Here is a 14911-nt window from a genome sequence, read left to right on the forward strand (position 1 = left end):
GGCCCCGTGTCGAACTCCCTACCGCTCCGCCTCGTGCTCGCCTCGCAGAGTCCCGCCCGCCGCAAGTTGCTCCAGGCCGCCGGGATCGAACCTGACGTCCTGGTGAGCGGGGTGGACGAGTCCCAGGTGATCGCGGACCGGGCCGAGGATCTCTGCCTGGAACTGGCCCGTATGAAGGCGCAGGCCGTGTCCGACCGGCTGCGCCCCACGCCGGACGAGCGGACGCTGGTGCTGGGTTGCGACTCGGTGCTCGCGTTCGACGGTGAGATCCTGGGCAAGCCGACGGACGCGGCCGACGCGACCCGGCGGTGGGGTCGGATGCGCGGGCGCAGCGGGGTGCTGCACACCGGGCACTGCCTGGTCGACGTGGTGCACGAGTCCCGCGCGGAGGCGGTGGCCTCGACCGTCGTACGCTTCGCCGACGTCACCGACGAGGAGATCGCGGCGTACGTGGCCACGGGTGAGCCGTTGGCGGTGGCCGGGGCGTTCACCATCGACGGGCTGGGTGGGGCGTTCCTCGACGGGATCGAGGGTGACCCGGGGACGGTGGTCGGGTTGTCGTTGCCGCTGCTCCGCCGGCTGCTGCGCGATCTGGAGCTGAGCATCACGGACCTGTGGACGAAGGTCGCGCCGGGTGCCCAGGAGGTCGAGTCGCTGGGCTAACGTCCGGTCATGACCTCGAAGTCGTTGCCGCTGACGCCGGAACTACACGCCTACCTCGTCGCCCACGGTTCTCCGCCGGACGAGATCATCCGTGACCTGGCGGCGGAGACCCGTGCGGTGCTGCCGGAGCACTCCGAGATGCAGGTGGCACCGGAGCAGGCGGCGTTCCTCACCTTCCTGACCCGGTTGCTGGGGGTGCGGCAGGCCGTCGAGGTGGGTACGTTCACCGGGCTGTCCTCCCTGGCGATCGCCCGTGGGCTGCCCGAGGACGGCAAGTTGACCTGCTTCGACATCTCGGAGGAGTACACCGGCATCGCCCGGTCGTACTGGCAGCGCGCGGGGGTGGCCGACCGGGTCGAGTTGCGGATCGGCCCGGCTGCCGAGCGGCTGCGGGAGCTGCCGTACGAACGGCACCTGGACTTCGCCTTCATCGACGCCGACAAGACCGGCTACCCGGTGTACTGGGCGGAGTTGGTGCCCCGGATGCGGCCCGGCGCGGTCATCGCAGTCGACAACACCCTGCGCGGCGGCCGGGTGCTCGCCCCACGTGACGCCGCCGACCGGGCGATCGCCGCCTTCAACGACGAGGTGCTGGCCGACGTCCGCGTCGACGCGGTGATGCTCCCCCTCGCCGACGGTGTCACCCTCGCCCGGGTGCACTGACCGCTCGGCCGGGGGTCGCCTGCCGAGATCAACTCCCCTGGGCCGATACAGCGGTGTCGAGCGCACGTCGACACCGCTGTATCGGCGACATTGAGGCGGTCAAGGGCGCACGGGCCAGGTCGAGATCGGGTGAGCCGGGCTCTCGTCAGCGGACGCTGCGGGCGAACTGCCGGGCCGCCCAGAAGACTCCGGCGGCGGCGAGCACCGCGATGATGGCCAGCCCCTGCCACACCTTGTCGTTGCCGAGGTCGCCGGCGAACAGCGCCCGGGTGCCGTCGACCGCCCAGGAGAACGGGTTCCACTCGGCGACGCCCTGGAGCCAGCCCGGGGCGAAGGTCAGCGGGAGCAGGATGCCGGAGAGCAGCAGCACCGGCTGGGCCAACGTGTTCATCAGCGGGGCGAGCGCGTCCTCGCTCTTGACCTTGAGCGCGACGCCGTACGAGACGGCCGAGGTCATCAACGCGATCAGCGCCAGCAGCAGGTATGCCAGCAGCAGGTCGCCGATGAAGACGCGCAGGTCGAACAGGAGCGCCAGCAGGGTGATGATCACCGCCTGCACGAGCAGCGAGACGACGTCGCGCAGGGAGCGGCCGAGCAGCAGGGCGAGCCGGCTGATCGGGGTGACCCGGGACCGCTCGATGACCCCGGCGCGCAGCTCGGCGATCAGGCCGAAGCCCTGGAACAGCCCGCCGAAGATGGCGAGCAGCACCAGCAGACCGGGTACGAAGATCTTGTAGGCGGCGGCCTGGGTGGGCGCGTTCAGGGCCGGCTTGAGCAACGGGGCGAAGAGCAGCAGGTACATCACCGGCTGGAAGACGCCGACGAAGACCCAGACCGGGTTGCGCAGCAGCAGTTGGAGTTGGCGTTGGAAGATCAGCCAGGTGTCGCGGGCGAGTTTCATGCGTGGTCTCCGGGGTCTCAGGACTCGCGCAGCGAGCGGCCGGTCTTGGTGAGGAAGACGTCGTCGAGGCTGGGGCGGTGCAGCTCGATCGAGCTCATGGTCAGCCCGGCGTGGTCGAGCCGGCGCAGGATCTGCGGGATGGCGGTGGTGCCCTCGTCGACATAGAGGCGCAGCCCGCCCTCGTCGACGGTCTCCAGCTTGTTGAGGTATTCCTCGCCGTCGAGGAGTTGGGCGGCCTGCGGGGTGCTCGCCACGTCCAGGCCGACGAGCACCACGTCGCCGGAGATCTCCCGCTTCAGCGCGGCCGGGGTGCCCTCGGCGACCACCTCGCCGTGGTCCATGATCGCGATCCGGTCGCAGAGCGCGTCGGCCTCGTCGAGGTAGTGGGTGGTGATGAAGACGGTCATCCCCTCGGTACGCAGCCGGCGGATCTCGTCCCACATGTGCGCGCGGCTCTGCGGGTCGAGGCCGGTGGTCGGCTCGTCCAGGAAGACGATCTTCGGCTCGTGGATGATGCCGAGGGCGATCTCCACCCGCCGTCGCTGGCCGCCCGAGTAGGTCTTGCACTTGCGGTCGGCGTACTCGGTGAGCTGGAAGGCCTCCAGGGCGCGGACGGCGCGGCGGTGCGCGTCGGCCTTGCCGATGCCGTACATCCGGGCGTGCAGGACGAGCTCCTCACGGGCCGTGCACTCGTCCCAGGTGCTGCCGCCCTGGGCGACGTAGCCGATCCGGCGGCGCACCTCGGCCGGGTCCTTGCGCAGGTCGGCACCGGCGATGACGGCCTCGCCGCCGTCGGGTTCGATCAACGTGGCGAGCATCCGCAGCGTGGTGGTCTTGCCGGCGCCGTTGGGGCCGAGGAAGCCGAAGATCTCCCCCGCCGGGACCTGGAGGTCCACCCCCCGTACCGCGTCGACCGTTTTCGTCTCCCGACCCTGCCGGGAGCGGAACGACTTCCGCAGCCCCCTGGTCTCGATCATCTCTGCTCCTGGTCGTCCGGGCCGGGTCGTGCCGGCCACCCTCTGCCCCCGAGGCGTCGTTCGACGCGCTCCCCACCATCGGGCCGGGAGCAGGCTAACGCGATATAGCTTCTATGGTCAACGTTGATTATTACTTTTCCTGGCCGGGTGACGGACCGCCGTCCGTCCAACCCGGCCAGCCCTCCGTCCCGGTCACCCCAGCAGGCAGGTACGACACTCCCGAGTCGATCCGCTCGGCGATCCGCCCGCACCACGCCACCTCCGCCTCGGCCCGGGCCAGCCACAACTCGAACATCCAGGTCACGTGCACCGGCTTGCTCCGACGCACCCAGTCCGAATCCAACGAGGCGCGCATCGACTCGACACCGGCGCGCAGCAGGTTCGCCCGGTTGCGCAGCGCCGCCGCCGCCTCCTCGCGGGGCATCGCCGGCAGGAACGAGAAGGCCGCCACGAACGGGTCGGGTGCCTCCTGCAGTTGCCACCACTGCGCCCGCAGCAGGGTCTCGAACTCCTCGTCCCCCTTCGGCGTCACCTCGTAGGTGGTGCGCGCCGGACGCGCGCCGACCTGCTCGGTGGCGACCGTACGCAACAGTCCCTCCTCGGTCAGCTTGCGCAGCGCGTGGTAGATCGAACCGGGCTGCACGTTCGCCCACTTGTCGGCGCTCCAGCTCAACAGCTCGCGGCGCACGTCGTAGCCGTGCACGGGCTGCATCCACCGGACCAGCCCCAGGATCATCATCCGAGTCGCAGACACCGTACAAGCGTAATAACCAAGTTTGACTAGCCCCCCGGCGCAGGCAGTGCGACATCCCACACTGAGTGATCGTTAGGGGTGCTCCGGGCCGGCCGATACACTCCCGAGCAGACGACCCCCGGGAGGAGCACCAGGTGCGCAAGGTTCTCATCGCCAACCGTGGCGAGATCGCCGTCCGCGTCATCCGGGCCTGCCGCGACGCCGGTCTGGGCAGCGTCGCCGTCTACGCGGACTCCGACCGGGACGCCCTGCACACCACCCTCGCCGACGAGGCGTACGCCCTGGGTGGCGACACCGCCGCCGACAGCTACCTGCGCATCGACAAGCTGATCGAGGTGGCCCGGCAGTCCGGCGCGGACGCCGTGCACCCCGGCTACGGCTTCCTCTCCGAGAACGCCGACTTCGCCCAGGCGGTCATCGACGCCCGGCTGACCTGGATCGGCCCCACCCCGCAGGCGATCCGCGACCTCGGCGACAAGGTGACCGCCCGGCACCTCGCCCAGCGGGCCGGCGCACCCCTGGTGCCGGGCACCTCCGACCCGGTCGCCGACGCCGACGAGGTGATCGCCTTCGCCGTCGCCCACGGTCTCCCGGTCGCCATCAAGGCCGCCTTCGGCGGTGGCGGGCGTGGCCTCAAGGTGGCCCGCACCCTGGAGGAGATCCCGCACCTGTTCGAGTCGGCCACCCGGGAGGCGGTCGCCGCGTTCGGCCGGGGCGAGTGCTTCGTCGAGCGTTACCTGGACCAGCCCCGGCACGTCGAGGCGCAGGTCCTGGCCGACCAGCACGGCAACGTGATCGTGGTCGGCACCCGGGACTGCTCGCTCCAGCGCCGGCACCAGAAGCTGGTCGAGGAGGCCCCCGCGCCGTTCCTCACCGCCGCGCAGCGCGCCCAGATCCACGACAGCGCCAAGGCGATCTGCCGGGAGGCCGGCTACCACGGGGCCGGCACGGTGGAATACCTGGTCGGCATGGACGGCACCATCTCCTTCCTGGAGGTGAACACCCGGCTCCAGGTGGAGCACCCGGTCACCGAGGAGACCGCCGGCGTCGACCTGGTCCGTGAGCAGTTCCGGATCGCCGACGGCGAGAAGCTGCGGTTCACCGAGGACCCGACCCCGCGCGGGCACGCCATCGAGTTCCGGATCAACGGCGAGGACCCGGGCCGCAACTTCCTCCCCGCCCCCGGCACCATCACCGCGCTTCGCCTGCCCACCGGTCCCGGCGTACGGGTCGACACCGGGGTCTCCGCCGGTGACGTGATCGGCGGCAACTTCGACTCGCTGCTGGCCAAGGTGATCGTCACCGGCGAGACCCGCGCGGAGGCGATCGAGCGGGCCCGCCGGGTGCTCGACGAGATGGTCGTCGAGGGGATGGCCACCGCGCTGCCGTTCCACCGCCTCGTCGTGCGGGACGCGGCGTTCACCGCCGAACCGTTCGCCGTGCACACCCGGTGGATCGAGACCGAGTTCGACAACACCGTACCGGCGTTCGCCGCCACCGCCGGCCCCGCCGATCCGCCGGCCCCGCGCGAGACCGTCGTGGTCGAGGTGGGTGGCAAGCGGCTGGAGGTCACCCTCCCCGCCGGCCTCGCCGGGGGTACGACCACCGCCGCGCCCGCCGCGCGCAAGCCGGCCCGCCGGGGCGGCGGCGCCACCGTGGGTACGGCGGTCAGCGGCGACGCGCTCACCTCCCCCATGCAGGGCACCATCGTCAAGATCGCCGTCGCGGACGGGGACACCGTCGCCGAGGGTGACCTGGTCGTCGTCCTGGAGGCGATGAAGATGGAGCAGCCCCTGCACGCCCACAAGGCCGGCACAATCGCCGGGCTCGCCGCCGAGGTCGGCGCGGTGCTCACCGCCGGCGCGGCGATCTGCACCATCGCCTGAACCACCTCGCGGCCCCCGGGGTGGTGTGGGCCACCGACGGCGGCGGGACGGGCCGGAAGCGGGAATGATGGTCGGGTGAGGTTCCTTCATGGCGCGGTTCCCGGGCACGACCTGACCTACAACGACGTCTTCATGGCGCCGGCCCGCTCCGAGGTGGGCTCGCGGCTCGACGTCGACCTGTCCACCGCCGACGGCACCGGCACCACCATTCCCCTGGTGGTGGCGAACATGACCGCGGTGGCCGGGCGGCGGATGGCCGAGACGGTGGCGCGGCGCGGCGCGATCGCGGTGATCCCGCAGGACATCCCGATCGAGGTGGTGGCCACCGTCGTCGACTGGGTCAAGCAGCGGCACCTGGTGCACGACACCCCGATCACCCTGGGCCCGACCGACACCGTCGGCGACGCCATCCACCTGCTGCCCAAGAAGTCGCACGGCGCGGTGGTGGTGGTCGACGAGGCCGGTCGGCCGGTGGGTGTGGTCACCGAGGCGGACACCCACGAGGTGGACCGGTTCGCCCAGCTCCAGCACGTGATGTCCACCGAGCTGCACACCGTGCCGGCCGACGCGGACCCGCGTACCGGATTCGAACGGCTCAACGCGGGGCGGCGTCGGCTGGCCCCGGTGGTGGACGCCGACGGTCGCCTGGTCGGCGTGCTCACCCGGCAGGGCGCGCTGCGCGCCACCCTCTACAAGCCGGCGGTCGACGACCGGGGACGGCTGCGGATCGCGGCGGCGGTGGGCATCAACGGCGACGTCACCGGCAAGGCCGAGGCGCTGCTCGCGGCAGGTGTCGACACCCTGGTGGTGGACACCGCGCACGGGCACCAGCAGCGGATGATCTCCGCGCTGCGGGCGGTCCGCAGGCTGGACCCGCCGGTGCCGGTGGCGGCCGGCAACGTGGTCACCGCCGACGGGGTACGCGACCTGATCGAGGCGGGCGCGGACATCGTCAAGGTCGGGGTCGGACCGGGCGCTATGTGCACCACCCGGATGATGACCGGCGTCGGTCGGCCGCAGTTCTCGGCGGTGCTGGACTGCGCCGCGGCGGCCCGAGCGCTGGGCCGGCACGTCTGGGCCGACGGCGGCGTACGACACCCGCGGGACGTGGCGTTGGCGCTGGCCGCCGGGGCGTCCAACGTGATGGTGGGCTCCTGGTTCGCCGGCACCTACGAGTCGCCGGGTGACCTCTACACCGAGCCGGACGGCCGACGCTACAAGGAGAGCTTCGGGATGGCCTCGTCGCGGGCGGTCAGTGCGCGGACCGCCGAGGACAGCGCCTTCGACCGGGCCCGCAAGGCGATCTTCGAAGAGGGCATCTCCACCGCGCGGATGTACCTGGACCCGGCTCGCCCCGGTGTCGAGGACCTGATCGACGAGATCATCTCCGGGGTACGCAGCGCCTGCACCTACGCCGGTGCCCGCACCCTTGACGAGTTCCACGAGCGCGCCCTGGTCGGCGTCCAGAGCACCGCCGGCTACACCGAAGGCATGCCCCTCCCCACCAGCTGGTAACCCCCCACCCCCCGCCCCGCCCCGCCCCGCCCGAGTTGATCAAGAACTTTACGTCACCACAACGATCATCTTTGACGCAAACCTCTTGATCACCGCCGCATCCACCCCACTCGTCCCGGTGATCAAGAGGTTTGCGTCAGCGTAGGCGGGCGGGTTGACGTAAAGCTCTTGATCACCGTCGAGAGGGGCATGCGCGGGGAGAGCGACAGTGTGGTCGGCCGGGGGCGGGGGCTGAGGCCGGACACAGACCGGTGGGGGTCAGGGTGCGAGTGGGGTGGGGGCGGGGTCAGGGTCGGGCGGGTGGGAGCGGGGTGGACGCGGAGGTGGGGGTCAGGGTGGGGGTCAGGGTGGGGGTGGGGGTGGGGTGAAGAGGCGGCGGATGACGGTGCGGGCGGCGGCGCGGGGGTCGGCTTCGACGTCGGGGGGCAGTGCGCCGGAGAGCCAGAGGGTGGCGAAGCCGTGCACGATCGACCAGGCGGCCAGTGCGTCCGTCCGCGACTCGCCCGGCTCGGCCCGGTCCGGCGGTAGGGCCGCCACGCCGAGGTGCAGCGCCGCGCCCGCACGCTCCCGGGCGGCCCGCACCTGGGGAGCGTCGGCCCGGTAGAGGTCGGGTCGGAACATCACCTCGAAGTGCGCCCGGTGGCAGACGGCGAAGTCCACGTACGCCACCCCCACGTCGAGCAGGTCGTCACCGGCTGCGGTCAGGGCCCCGGCGAGCAGGTCGAACCCCTCGACGGCGAGTGCGGTGAGCAGCCCGGCCTTGTCGCCGAAGTGGTGGGTCGGGGCGGCGTGGGAGACGCCCGCGCGGCGGGCGAGGTCGCGCAGGCTGAGCGCCGCCGGGCCGGAATCCCCGATCGCCGCCACCGCCGCGTCGAGCAGCGCACGTGGCAGATCGCCGTGGTGGTAGGCGCGGGTGTCGGTCATGACACCAAGCATATCTTTACGTTGACAAGACAGCCATTCGGGCGACTATCTTGTCAGTATAAAGATTTGCACCCGAGGAGGCCCGCATGGTTCCGTTGATCGCTCTGCTCGTCGGCACCGCCGTCGCGCGTCTGGCCGGGCTGGCCGGCGTGGACGCGCTCGACGGCTGGCAGCCCGCACTCCGCATCGGCTTGGCGCTGCTGTTCGTGACGACCGGCTTCGCCCACTTCACCTCGCCCCACCGGGAGGGTCTGACCGCCATGGTCCCGCCGCGCCTGCCCTTCCCCGGCGCCCTGGTCACGGTGACGGGAGTGCTGGAACTGGTGGGCGCGGTGGGGCTGTTGATCCCGTCCACCGCCCGTCCGGTCGCCGCCGGCCTGGCCCTGATGATGATGGCGATGTTCCCCGCGAACATCTCGGCGGCCCGGCGCGGCGTGACGCTCGCCGGTCGCCCGGTCACCCCGCTCGGGCCGCGTACCGCGCTCCAGATCCTGTACGTCGGAGCGGCCCTGACCATTTCGTTTGGCCCCTGATGGTTCGGGGGCTAATGTACGACCGTGCAATCGGAACCACTTGCCGTCTTTCCCGACGCGCTCCGCGGGGCACCGCTCGGGCGACTGCTGTCGGTCGCCGGCCACCTCGTCGACCAGCACTGGGGCCGTTATCTCGCCGAACACCACGGCCTGACCCCGGCCGGGATGCGGGTGCTGTTCACCCTGACCCACCTCGACGACGCCGCCCACCGGGACGTCGCCGACCGCTGCTTCGTCCGGCCCGCCACCCTCACCGGCATCGTCGACACCCTGGAACGGGACGGCTTCGTCGAGCGCCGCCGTGACGACGCCGACCGGCGCAGCGTACGGCTCGCGCTGACCGACAAGGGGCGGGAACACACCCGCGCCCTGGTCGCCCGGATGCACACCGACACCCCGCTCACCTCCGTCGACGCCGACCCGGCCAGGCGCGCGGTGATCCGGGATTTCCTGATCGAGGTCATCACGACCATGTCCGACGGGGAGGACAAGAGGTTGACAACACAACACCAGGAATCGACCGACCACCCGAGGCCCGGGAGCCATCCGTGCTGATCAGCCTGTTGCGCCGTTACCTGCGCCCCTATCACCGACCGCTGGGCGCGGTGGTGCTGCTCCAGTTCGTCGGCACGATGGCCTCGCTCTACCTGCCGAGCCTCAACGCCGACATCATCGACCTGGGCGTGGCCCGGGGCGACACCGACTACATCATCCGTACCGGTGGCTGGATGCTGCTGGTCAGCCTGGTGCAGATCGCCTGCTCGGTGGCGGCCGTCTACTTCGGCGCCCGCACCGCGATGGCCTTCGGCCGGGATCTCCGCTCGGCGATCTTCGGGCAGGTCAACCGGTTCTCGGCCCGCGAGGTCGCCCACTTCGGCGCACCCTCGCTGATCACCCGCAACACCAACGACGTGCAGCAGGTGCAGATGCTCGTCCTGACCAGCTGCACCATGCTGGTCGCGGCCCCGATCATGAGCATCGGCGGGGTGGTGATGGCGCTGCGGGAGGACATCGGCCTGTCCTGGCTGATGCTTGTCAGCGTGCCGGTGCTCGCCGTCGCGCTCGGGCTGGTCATCCGCCGGATGGTGCCCGGCTTCCGGCTCATGCAGACCCGGATCGACATCGTCAACCGGGTGCTCCGCGAGCAGATCACCGGCATCCGGGTGGTCCGGGCGTTCGTCCGGGAGCCGTACGAGACGCAGCGGTTCGGGGTGGCCAACGCCGACCTCACCGCCACCGCCCTGCGGGTCGGCCGGCTGATGGCGGTGATCTTCCCGGTGGTGATGCTGGTGCTCAACGTCTCCAGCGTCGCCGTGCTGTGGTTCGGCGCCCAGCGGATCGACTCCGGACAGATCCAGATCGGCGCGTTGACCGCCTTCCTGGCGTACCTGATGCAGATCCTGATGGCCGTCATGATGGCCACCTTCATGCTGATGCTGGTGCCCCGCGCGGCGGTCTGCGCCGAACGCGTCGTCGAGGTGCTCGACACCGAGTCCTCGGTGGTCCCGTCGGCCACCCCGGTCACCCACGTCGACGGACACGGTGAGCTGGAGCTGCGCGGCGTGGCCTTCCAGTACCCGGGGGCCAGCGCACCGGTGCTGCACGACATCTCGTTCCGGGCCACCCCCGGCCGGACCACCGCCGTGATCGGGTCCACCGGTGCCGGCAAGACGACCCTGTTGACCCTGATCCCCCGCCTGGTCGACCCGACCGCGGGCGCGGTGCTGGTCGACGGGGTCGACGTCCGGGAACTGGCCCCGCAGGAGCTGTGGCGGCGGATCGGCCTGGTGCCGCAGAAGCCGTACCTGTTCACCGGCACGGTGGCGAGCAACCTGCGGTACGGCAACCCGGACGCCACCGACGACGAACTGTGGACGGCGTTGGAGATCGCCCAGGCCCGCGATTTCGTCGCCCAGATGTCCGGCGGTCTGGACGCCCCGATCGCCCAGGGTGGGACGAACGTCTCCGGCGGGCAACGGCAACGGCTGGCGATCGCCCGCGCGCTGGTCCGCAAGCCGGAGATCTACCTGTTCGACGACTCGTTCTCGGCGCTCGACCTGGGCACCGACGCCCGGTTGCGGGCCGCGTTGCGCCCGGTCACCGCCGATGCCGCGGTGGTGATCGTGGCCCAGCGGGTCTCCACGATCGTCGACGCCGACCAGATCATCGTGTTGGAGGACGGAGGCGTGGTCGGGATGGGCCGTCACGACGAACTGCTTGCCGACTGTCCGACGTACGCCGAGATCGTGGCGTCCCAGCAGACGACGGGGGTGCCGGCATGACCGCCGTACCCGAGCAGAAGAAGGCCCCGGAGGCGACCACTCCGCAGCGGCTGCCGGCGGCCGGCCGACGCGGCGGCGGCGGGCCGCCGTGGATGAACGCCGCCATGCCGGCGGAGAAGTCGATGAACTTCGGGCCGTCGGTACGCCGGCTGCTCCGCCGGCTCCGGCCGCACCGGGTGACGCTGACGGGCATCATCGCCCTGGCGGTGACGAGCGTCGGGTTCAGCGTGATCGGCCCGAAGATCCTCGGCCACGCCACCGACATCATCTTCGCCGGGGTGATCGGTCGGCAGCTTCCGGCCGGCGTCACCGTCGACCAGGCGGTGTCCGGGATGCGGGCCGCCGGCAACGACAACTTCGCCGACATGATCGCCCGGATGGACGTGGTCCCCGGTGCCGGCATCGACTTCGACGCCCTCGGCCGGACGCTGCTGTTCGCGCTCGGCCTCTACGTGGCGGCCAGCCTGCTGGCCTGGTGGCAGGGCTGGCTGCTCAACGGGGTGGTGCAGTCCACAGTGCTGCGGCTGCGCGCCGAGGTGGAGGAGAAACTCAACAGGTTGCCGCTGCCCTACTTCGACAGGCAACCCCGGGGTGAGCTGCTCAGCCGGGTCACCAACGACATCGACAACATCTCGCAGACCCTGTCGCAGACGCTCAGCCAACTGCTCACCTCGCTGCTGACCGTGGTCGGCGTCCTGGCGATGATGTTCTGGATCTCGCCGCTGCTGGCGCTCGTCGCGCTGGTCGCGGTGCCGATGTCGGTGATCGTGACGCAGCGGATCGCCAAGCGGTCGCAGCAGAAGTTCATCGCCCAGTGGGCCCACACCGGCGAGTTGAACGGCCAGATCGAGGAGGCGTTCACCGGCCACGAGCTGGTCAAGGTCTTCGGCCGTCAGCCGGAGGTCGAGGCCAGTTTCCACGCCAAGAACGACGAGCTGTTCCGGGCCAGCTTCGGCGCGCAGTTCATCTCCGGGATCATCATGCCGGCGATGATGTTCGTCGGGAACCTCAGCTACGTGGCGATCGCCGTGGTCGGCGGGCTGCGGGTGGCGTCCGGGTCGATGAGCCTCGGTGACGTGCAGGCGTTCATCCAGTACTCGCGGCAGTTCACCCAGCCGCTCACCCAGGTCGCCTCGATGGCGAACCTGCTCCAGTCCGGGGTGGCCTCCGCCGAACGGGTCTTCGCCGTACTCGACGCCGACGAGCAGAGCCCCGACCCGGCCACCCCGGCCCAGGTCGTCGCACCGCACGGCCGGGTCGAGTTCGAGAACATCTCCTTCCGGTACGACCCGGACAAGCCGCTTATCGACGACCTGTCCCTGGTCGCCGAGCCCGGTCACACCGTGGCCATCGTCGGCCCGACCGGTGCCGGGAAGACCACCCTGGTCAACCTGGTGATGCGCTTCTACGAGCTGGACGCCGGGCGGATCACCCTGGACGGGGTGGACATCACCACGCTGCGCCGCGACGACCTGCGCGGCCGGATCGGCATGGTGCTCCAGGACACCTGGCTCTTCGGCGGCACCATCCGGGACAACATCGCCTACGGCCGCCCGGACGCCACCGAGGAGGAGATCCTCGCCGCCGCCCGGGCCACCTTCGTGGACCGGTTCGTCCGCAGCCTCCCCGACGGGTACGACACCGTCATCGACGAGGAGGGCAGCAACGTCAGCGCCGGTGAGAAGCAGCTCATCACCATCGCGCGGGCGTTCCTCGCGGAACCGTCGCTGCTGATCCTGGACGAGGCGACCAGCTCGGTGGACACCCGTACCGAGGTGCTGCTGCAACGGGCGATGGCGGCGCTGCGCTCCGACCGGACCAGCTTCGTCATCGCGCACCGGCTCTCCACCATCCGCGACGCCCACCTGATCCTGATGATGGAGGACGGCCGGATCGTCGAGCAGGGCACCCACCAGCAACTGCTCGCCGCGCGGGGGGCGTACCACCGGCTCTACCAGGCGCAGTTCACCGCGGCGGTGGTCGAGGACGAGGCCGCGCCGGAAGCGGCGGCACCGGCACCGGCCCGGGGCTGACCGTCGTACCAGTCGGGGCGGGACCGGGGGCGTCGCTTCCGGTCCCGCCCCGCAGTGGTCAGCCGGCCGGGAGCAGCTCCGCCGCGCGGGCCGCGACCACCGCGCCGATCAGCCCCACCGCGTCCGCCACCGGCATCGGGGGCAGCCCCCGGCCGTCTCGCAGGCGCAGGGCGACCGCGTCGTCGGCCGCCTCCCGGGCACCGACCACCCCGACGTACGGCACCCGGCGGCGGGCCGCGTCCCGGACCCGGGCTCCCAGCGAGCCGGCGGCGTCCACCCCTGGTAGCCGGCCCGGCGCTCCAACTCGCGGACGTACTCCTCGACGGCGTGCCGGGCCGCCGCGCCGGCCGGCAGCCAGATCGGCAGCCCGGCCCCCGCCAGCGGGTCGGAGACGAACAGGTCCAGCTCCCGGCCGAGCCTACGGTGGTCGATCATGTCGCGCTCCATGATCGGGTACGACCCGGAGGCGACCGTGCCCGCAATGCCACGAGGCCCCGGGCGGATCGCCCGGGGCCTCGTCTACGGAAGACGTCAGTGCGGCACGCCGGGATCTCCCGACGTCGTGGTCACCACCGCACTGCACATACCGCCAACCTACGACCCCGGCGACGCCCGGGGCGAGCGCTTTTCCGCCCGACGGCGGACCGGTCTCTCTCCGACCCGCGACTCTCCGACGGCCGGCGGCGACCGGTCAGCGCTTCTCGCAGGCGACCTTGTCCTTGTCCCGGTCCAGGTGGGTGTTCTTCGCGTAGACCGAGTCGGACACGGTGAAGTTCGTGACCGGCCTGGTGCTGCCCCGGACCTTGTCCTTCGCTCCCTTCTTGCCCACCCCGTGCTTGTACTTCTTGTTCAACGCGGTGCAGTTCTTGTACTTCGTCGCCGCCGCCTCGGCAGGGCCGGTCACGACGACGAGGGTGCTGCCGAGCGCCAGGGTCACGGCGAGCGCGCCCCGCACCAGGGTGGAAACCATCTACGAGCCTCCGATAAGGAATGTCGGTTGAGCCCGGGACGCTATCCGAGCGACACCGCCGAGCGGGGCATGGTGTCCTCGGGCCGACAGCCGGTGTGTCCGAACGACGATCACCCCTCGGCCGGTAGCGGCACGATGCCGCTCCGACGGCCGCGAGGCGTCGTACGACCCGCGCGGCCGACGGCCGGGAAGGGGGAGGGTGCCCGGCTCGACCGGGGTGCGGGTGACCGGCGCAGCCGGGGTCGGGCCGGCGGCACCGGTCCGACTCGCTGAGGCCGTCGCCGCGCGACTGGGGTCAATGACCGGGTCCGTGCCGATGACGGCGATACGGTTGGCTCAGTTGCCATCGTCAGAATCGACAGCCGCCATGATCAACGATCATCATCCGGGGCCGGCGCCAGAGCGGGGGACCGGACGCGACCCGACGCTCACCGGTGCGGCGTTCCCGCTGGCCAGAACACGACTTCCCGGCTTTACCGGGGCGGAGATTAGGAGGGTCGCCGGCACGGGACCTGCCGGCGACCCACGGCGGCCCGCTCGTCAGGAACGGGGGACCCGACGGGTGTGGGGCCGCGTACCCAACGGTACGCCGACGATCGACGATCCGCCGACCCCCTCCGGGCGGCGAGCGGCGAGCGGCAGACGGCGAGCGGCAGACGGCCCTCCATGCTGCTACCGGTGGCGCACGGCGCGGAGTCACGCCCTCCGGCACCGCGCGCCCCGGAGGTGTCCGTGGTCACCACCGACCGGTCCGCTCTACCGTGACGGCGGAGCTGGCGGGAGGCTCGTTGCGTGGAACCGGCCCTGACC

Annotated in this window: 14 protein-coding genes and 1 pseudogene; 8 read left to right on the forward strand and 7 right to left on the reverse strand. The window is 71.4% G+C overall.

The window, feature by feature from the left end:
• Window positions 1-6 precede the first annotated feature (6 nt).
• Together OHQ87_RS20485 and OHQ87_RS20490 are read left to right on the forward strand one after the other, a co-directional pair.
• Complete coding sequence (locus OHQ87_RS20485; protein ID WP_328340172.1) at window positions 7-663, forward strand: Maf family protein; 657 nt, start codon at window positions 7-9, stop codon at window positions 661-663.
• Window positions 664-672: 9 nt separating this feature from the next.
• A complete protein-coding gene (locus tag OHQ87_RS20490) occupies window positions 673-1326 on the forward strand; it encodes an O-methyltransferase (protein WP_328340174.1) in 654 nt (217 codons plus the stop codon).
• A 145-nt stretch (window positions 1327-1471) separates the two neighbouring features.
• Here the strand turns inward: OHQ87_RS20490 and OHQ87_RS20495 are convergent, their stop codons facing one another.
• The 3 genes from OHQ87_RS20495 to OHQ87_RS20505 all read right to left on the reverse strand — a co-directional run bounded on the left by OHQ87_RS20495 (window position 1472) and on the right by OHQ87_RS20505 (window position 3943).
• Entirely contained in the window at window positions 1472-2227 is a 756-nt protein-coding gene (locus tag OHQ87_RS20495) for an ABC transporter permease (RefSeq protein ID WP_328340176.1), read from the reverse strand.
• Window positions 2228-2244: 17 nt separating this feature from the next.
• Entirely contained in the window at window positions 2245-3204 is a 960-nt protein-coding gene (locus tag OHQ87_RS20500) for an ATP-binding cassette domain-containing protein (RefSeq protein WP_328340178.1), read from the reverse strand.
• A 130-nt stretch (window positions 3205-3334) separates the two neighbouring features.
• On the reverse strand, window positions 3335-3943 hold the full coding sequence (locus OHQ87_RS20505; protein ID WP_328348928.1) for a PadR family transcriptional regulator: 609 nt from the start codon (window positions 3941-3943) through the stop codon (window positions 3335-3337).
• A 149-nt stretch (window positions 3944-4092) separates the two neighbouring features.
• Here OHQ87_RS20505 and OHQ87_RS20510 point away from each other — a divergent pair, with 149 nt between their 5' ends.
• Both OHQ87_RS20510 and OHQ87_RS20515 read left to right on the forward strand, forming a co-directional pair.
• On the forward strand, window positions 4093-5844 hold the full coding sequence (locus OHQ87_RS20510) for an acetyl/propionyl/methylcrotonyl-CoA carboxylase subunit alpha (protein WP_328340180.1): 1752 nt from the start codon (window positions 4093-4095) through the stop codon (window positions 5842-5844).
• Window positions 5845-5919: 75 nt separating this feature from the next.
• Window positions 5920-7359, forward strand: coding sequence for a GuaB1 family IMP dehydrogenase-related protein (locus tag OHQ87_RS20515; protein WP_328340182.1), 1440 nt, complete (start codon window positions 5920-5922; stop codon window positions 7357-7359).
• A gap of 342 nt (window positions 7360-7701) precedes the next feature.
• On the opposite strand, the gene OHQ87_RS20520 is transcribed toward OHQ87_RS20515, so the two are convergent.
• Window positions 7702-8283 carry a TetR/AcrR family transcriptional regulator gene (locus OHQ87_RS20520; RefSeq protein WP_328340184.1) on the reverse strand — a complete coding sequence of 194 codons (582 nt, stop codon included), beginning with the start codon at window positions 8281-8283 and terminating at the stop codon, window positions 7702-7704.
• Window positions 8284-8369: 86 nt separating this feature from the next.
• On the opposite strand from OHQ87_RS20520, the gene OHQ87_RS20525 reads away from it, so the two are divergent.
• From OHQ87_RS20525 to OHQ87_RS20540, 4 genes are read left to right on the forward strand one after another with little or no spacing between them, the layout of a single operon-like run.
• Entirely contained in the window at window positions 8370-8816 is a 447-nt protein-coding gene (locus OHQ87_RS20525) for a DoxX family protein (protein ID WP_328340186.1), read from the forward strand.
• A 24-nt stretch (window positions 8817-8840) separates the two neighbouring features.
• Complete coding sequence (locus OHQ87_RS20530; RefSeq protein WP_328340188.1) at window positions 8841-9371, forward strand: MarR family winged helix-turn-helix transcriptional regulator; 531 nt, start codon at window positions 8841-8843, stop codon at window positions 9369-9371.
• Entirely contained in the window at window positions 9365-11098 is a 1734-nt protein-coding gene (locus OHQ87_RS20535; protein ID WP_328340190.1) for an ABC transporter ATP-binding protein, read from the forward strand. Before OHQ87_RS20530 ends, OHQ87_RS20535 begins: the two co-directional genes overlap by 7 nt.
• A complete protein-coding gene (locus tag OHQ87_RS20540; protein ID WP_328340192.1) occupies window positions 11095-13131 on the forward strand; it encodes an ABC transporter ATP-binding protein in 2037 nt (678 codons plus the stop codon). The genes OHQ87_RS20535 and OHQ87_RS20540 overlap by 4 nt, the downstream gene beginning before the upstream one ends.
• A 58-nt stretch (window positions 13132-13189) precedes the next feature.
• On the opposite strand, the gene OHQ87_RS20545 is transcribed toward OHQ87_RS20540, so the two are convergent.
• From OHQ87_RS20545 to OHQ87_RS20555, 3 genes and pseudogenes are all read right to left on the reverse strand, one after another.
• Complete coding sequence (locus tag OHQ87_RS20545) at window positions 13190-13408, reverse strand: His/Gly/Thr/Pro-type tRNA ligase C-terminal domain-containing protein (RefSeq protein ID WP_328340194.1); 219 nt, start codon at window positions 13406-13408, stop codon at window positions 13190-13192.
• A pseudogene (locus tag OHQ87_RS20550) lies at window positions 13396-13566 on the reverse strand (threonine--tRNA ligase); the annotation flags it as partial. The gene OHQ87_RS20545 and the pseudogene OHQ87_RS20550, both read right to left, overlap by 13 nt.
• A gap of 256 nt (window positions 13567-13822) precedes the next feature.
• The gene (locus OHQ87_RS20555) at window positions 13823-14101 is read right to left on the reverse strand and encodes an excalibur calcium-binding domain-containing protein (protein ID WP_328340196.1); all 279 of its coding nucleotides are present in this window, start codon (window positions 14099-14101) and stop codon (window positions 13823-13825) included.
• Between the last annotated feature and the right edge of the window lie 810 nt (window positions 14102-14911).

Origin of the sequence: Micromonospora sp. NBC_00421, assembly GCF_036017915.1 — a bacterium.
In the GTDB taxonomy this organism is placed as follows: Bacteria; Actinomycetota; Actinomycetes; order Mycobacteriales; family Micromonosporaceae; genus Micromonospora.

Coding starts and splice junctions, on each gene's coding strand:
- OHQ87_RS20490 (WP_328340174.1), top strand. CDS start 673: ATGACCTCGAAGTCGTTGCCGCTGACGCCGGAACTACACGCCTACCTC.
- OHQ87_RS20495 (WP_328340176.1), bottom strand. CDS start 2,227: ATGAAACTCGCCCGCGACACCTGGCTGATCTTCCAACGCCAACTCCAA.
- OHQ87_RS20500 (WP_328340178.1), bottom strand. CDS start 3,204: ATGATCGAGACCAGGGGGCTGCGGAAGTCGTTCCGCTCCCGGCAGGGT.
- OHQ87_RS20505 (WP_328348928.1), bottom strand. CDS start 3,943: ATGATGATCCTGGGGCTGGTCCGGTGGATGCAGCCCGTGCACGGCTAC.
- OHQ87_RS20520 (WP_328340184.1), bottom strand. CDS start 8,283: ATGACCGACACCCGCGCCTACCACCACGGCGATCTGCCACGTGCGCTG.
- OHQ87_RS20525 (WP_328340186.1), top strand. CDS start 8,370: ATGGTTCCGTTGATCGCTCTGCTCGTCGGCACCGCCGTCGCGCGTCTG.
- OHQ87_RS20540 (WP_328340192.1), top strand. CDS start 11,095: ATGACCGCCGTACCCGAGCAGAAGAAGGCCCCGGAGGCGACCACTCCG.
- OHQ87_RS20555 (WP_328340196.1), bottom strand. CDS start 14,101: ATGGTTTCCACCCTGGTGCGGGGCGCGCTCGCCGTGACCCTGGCGCTC.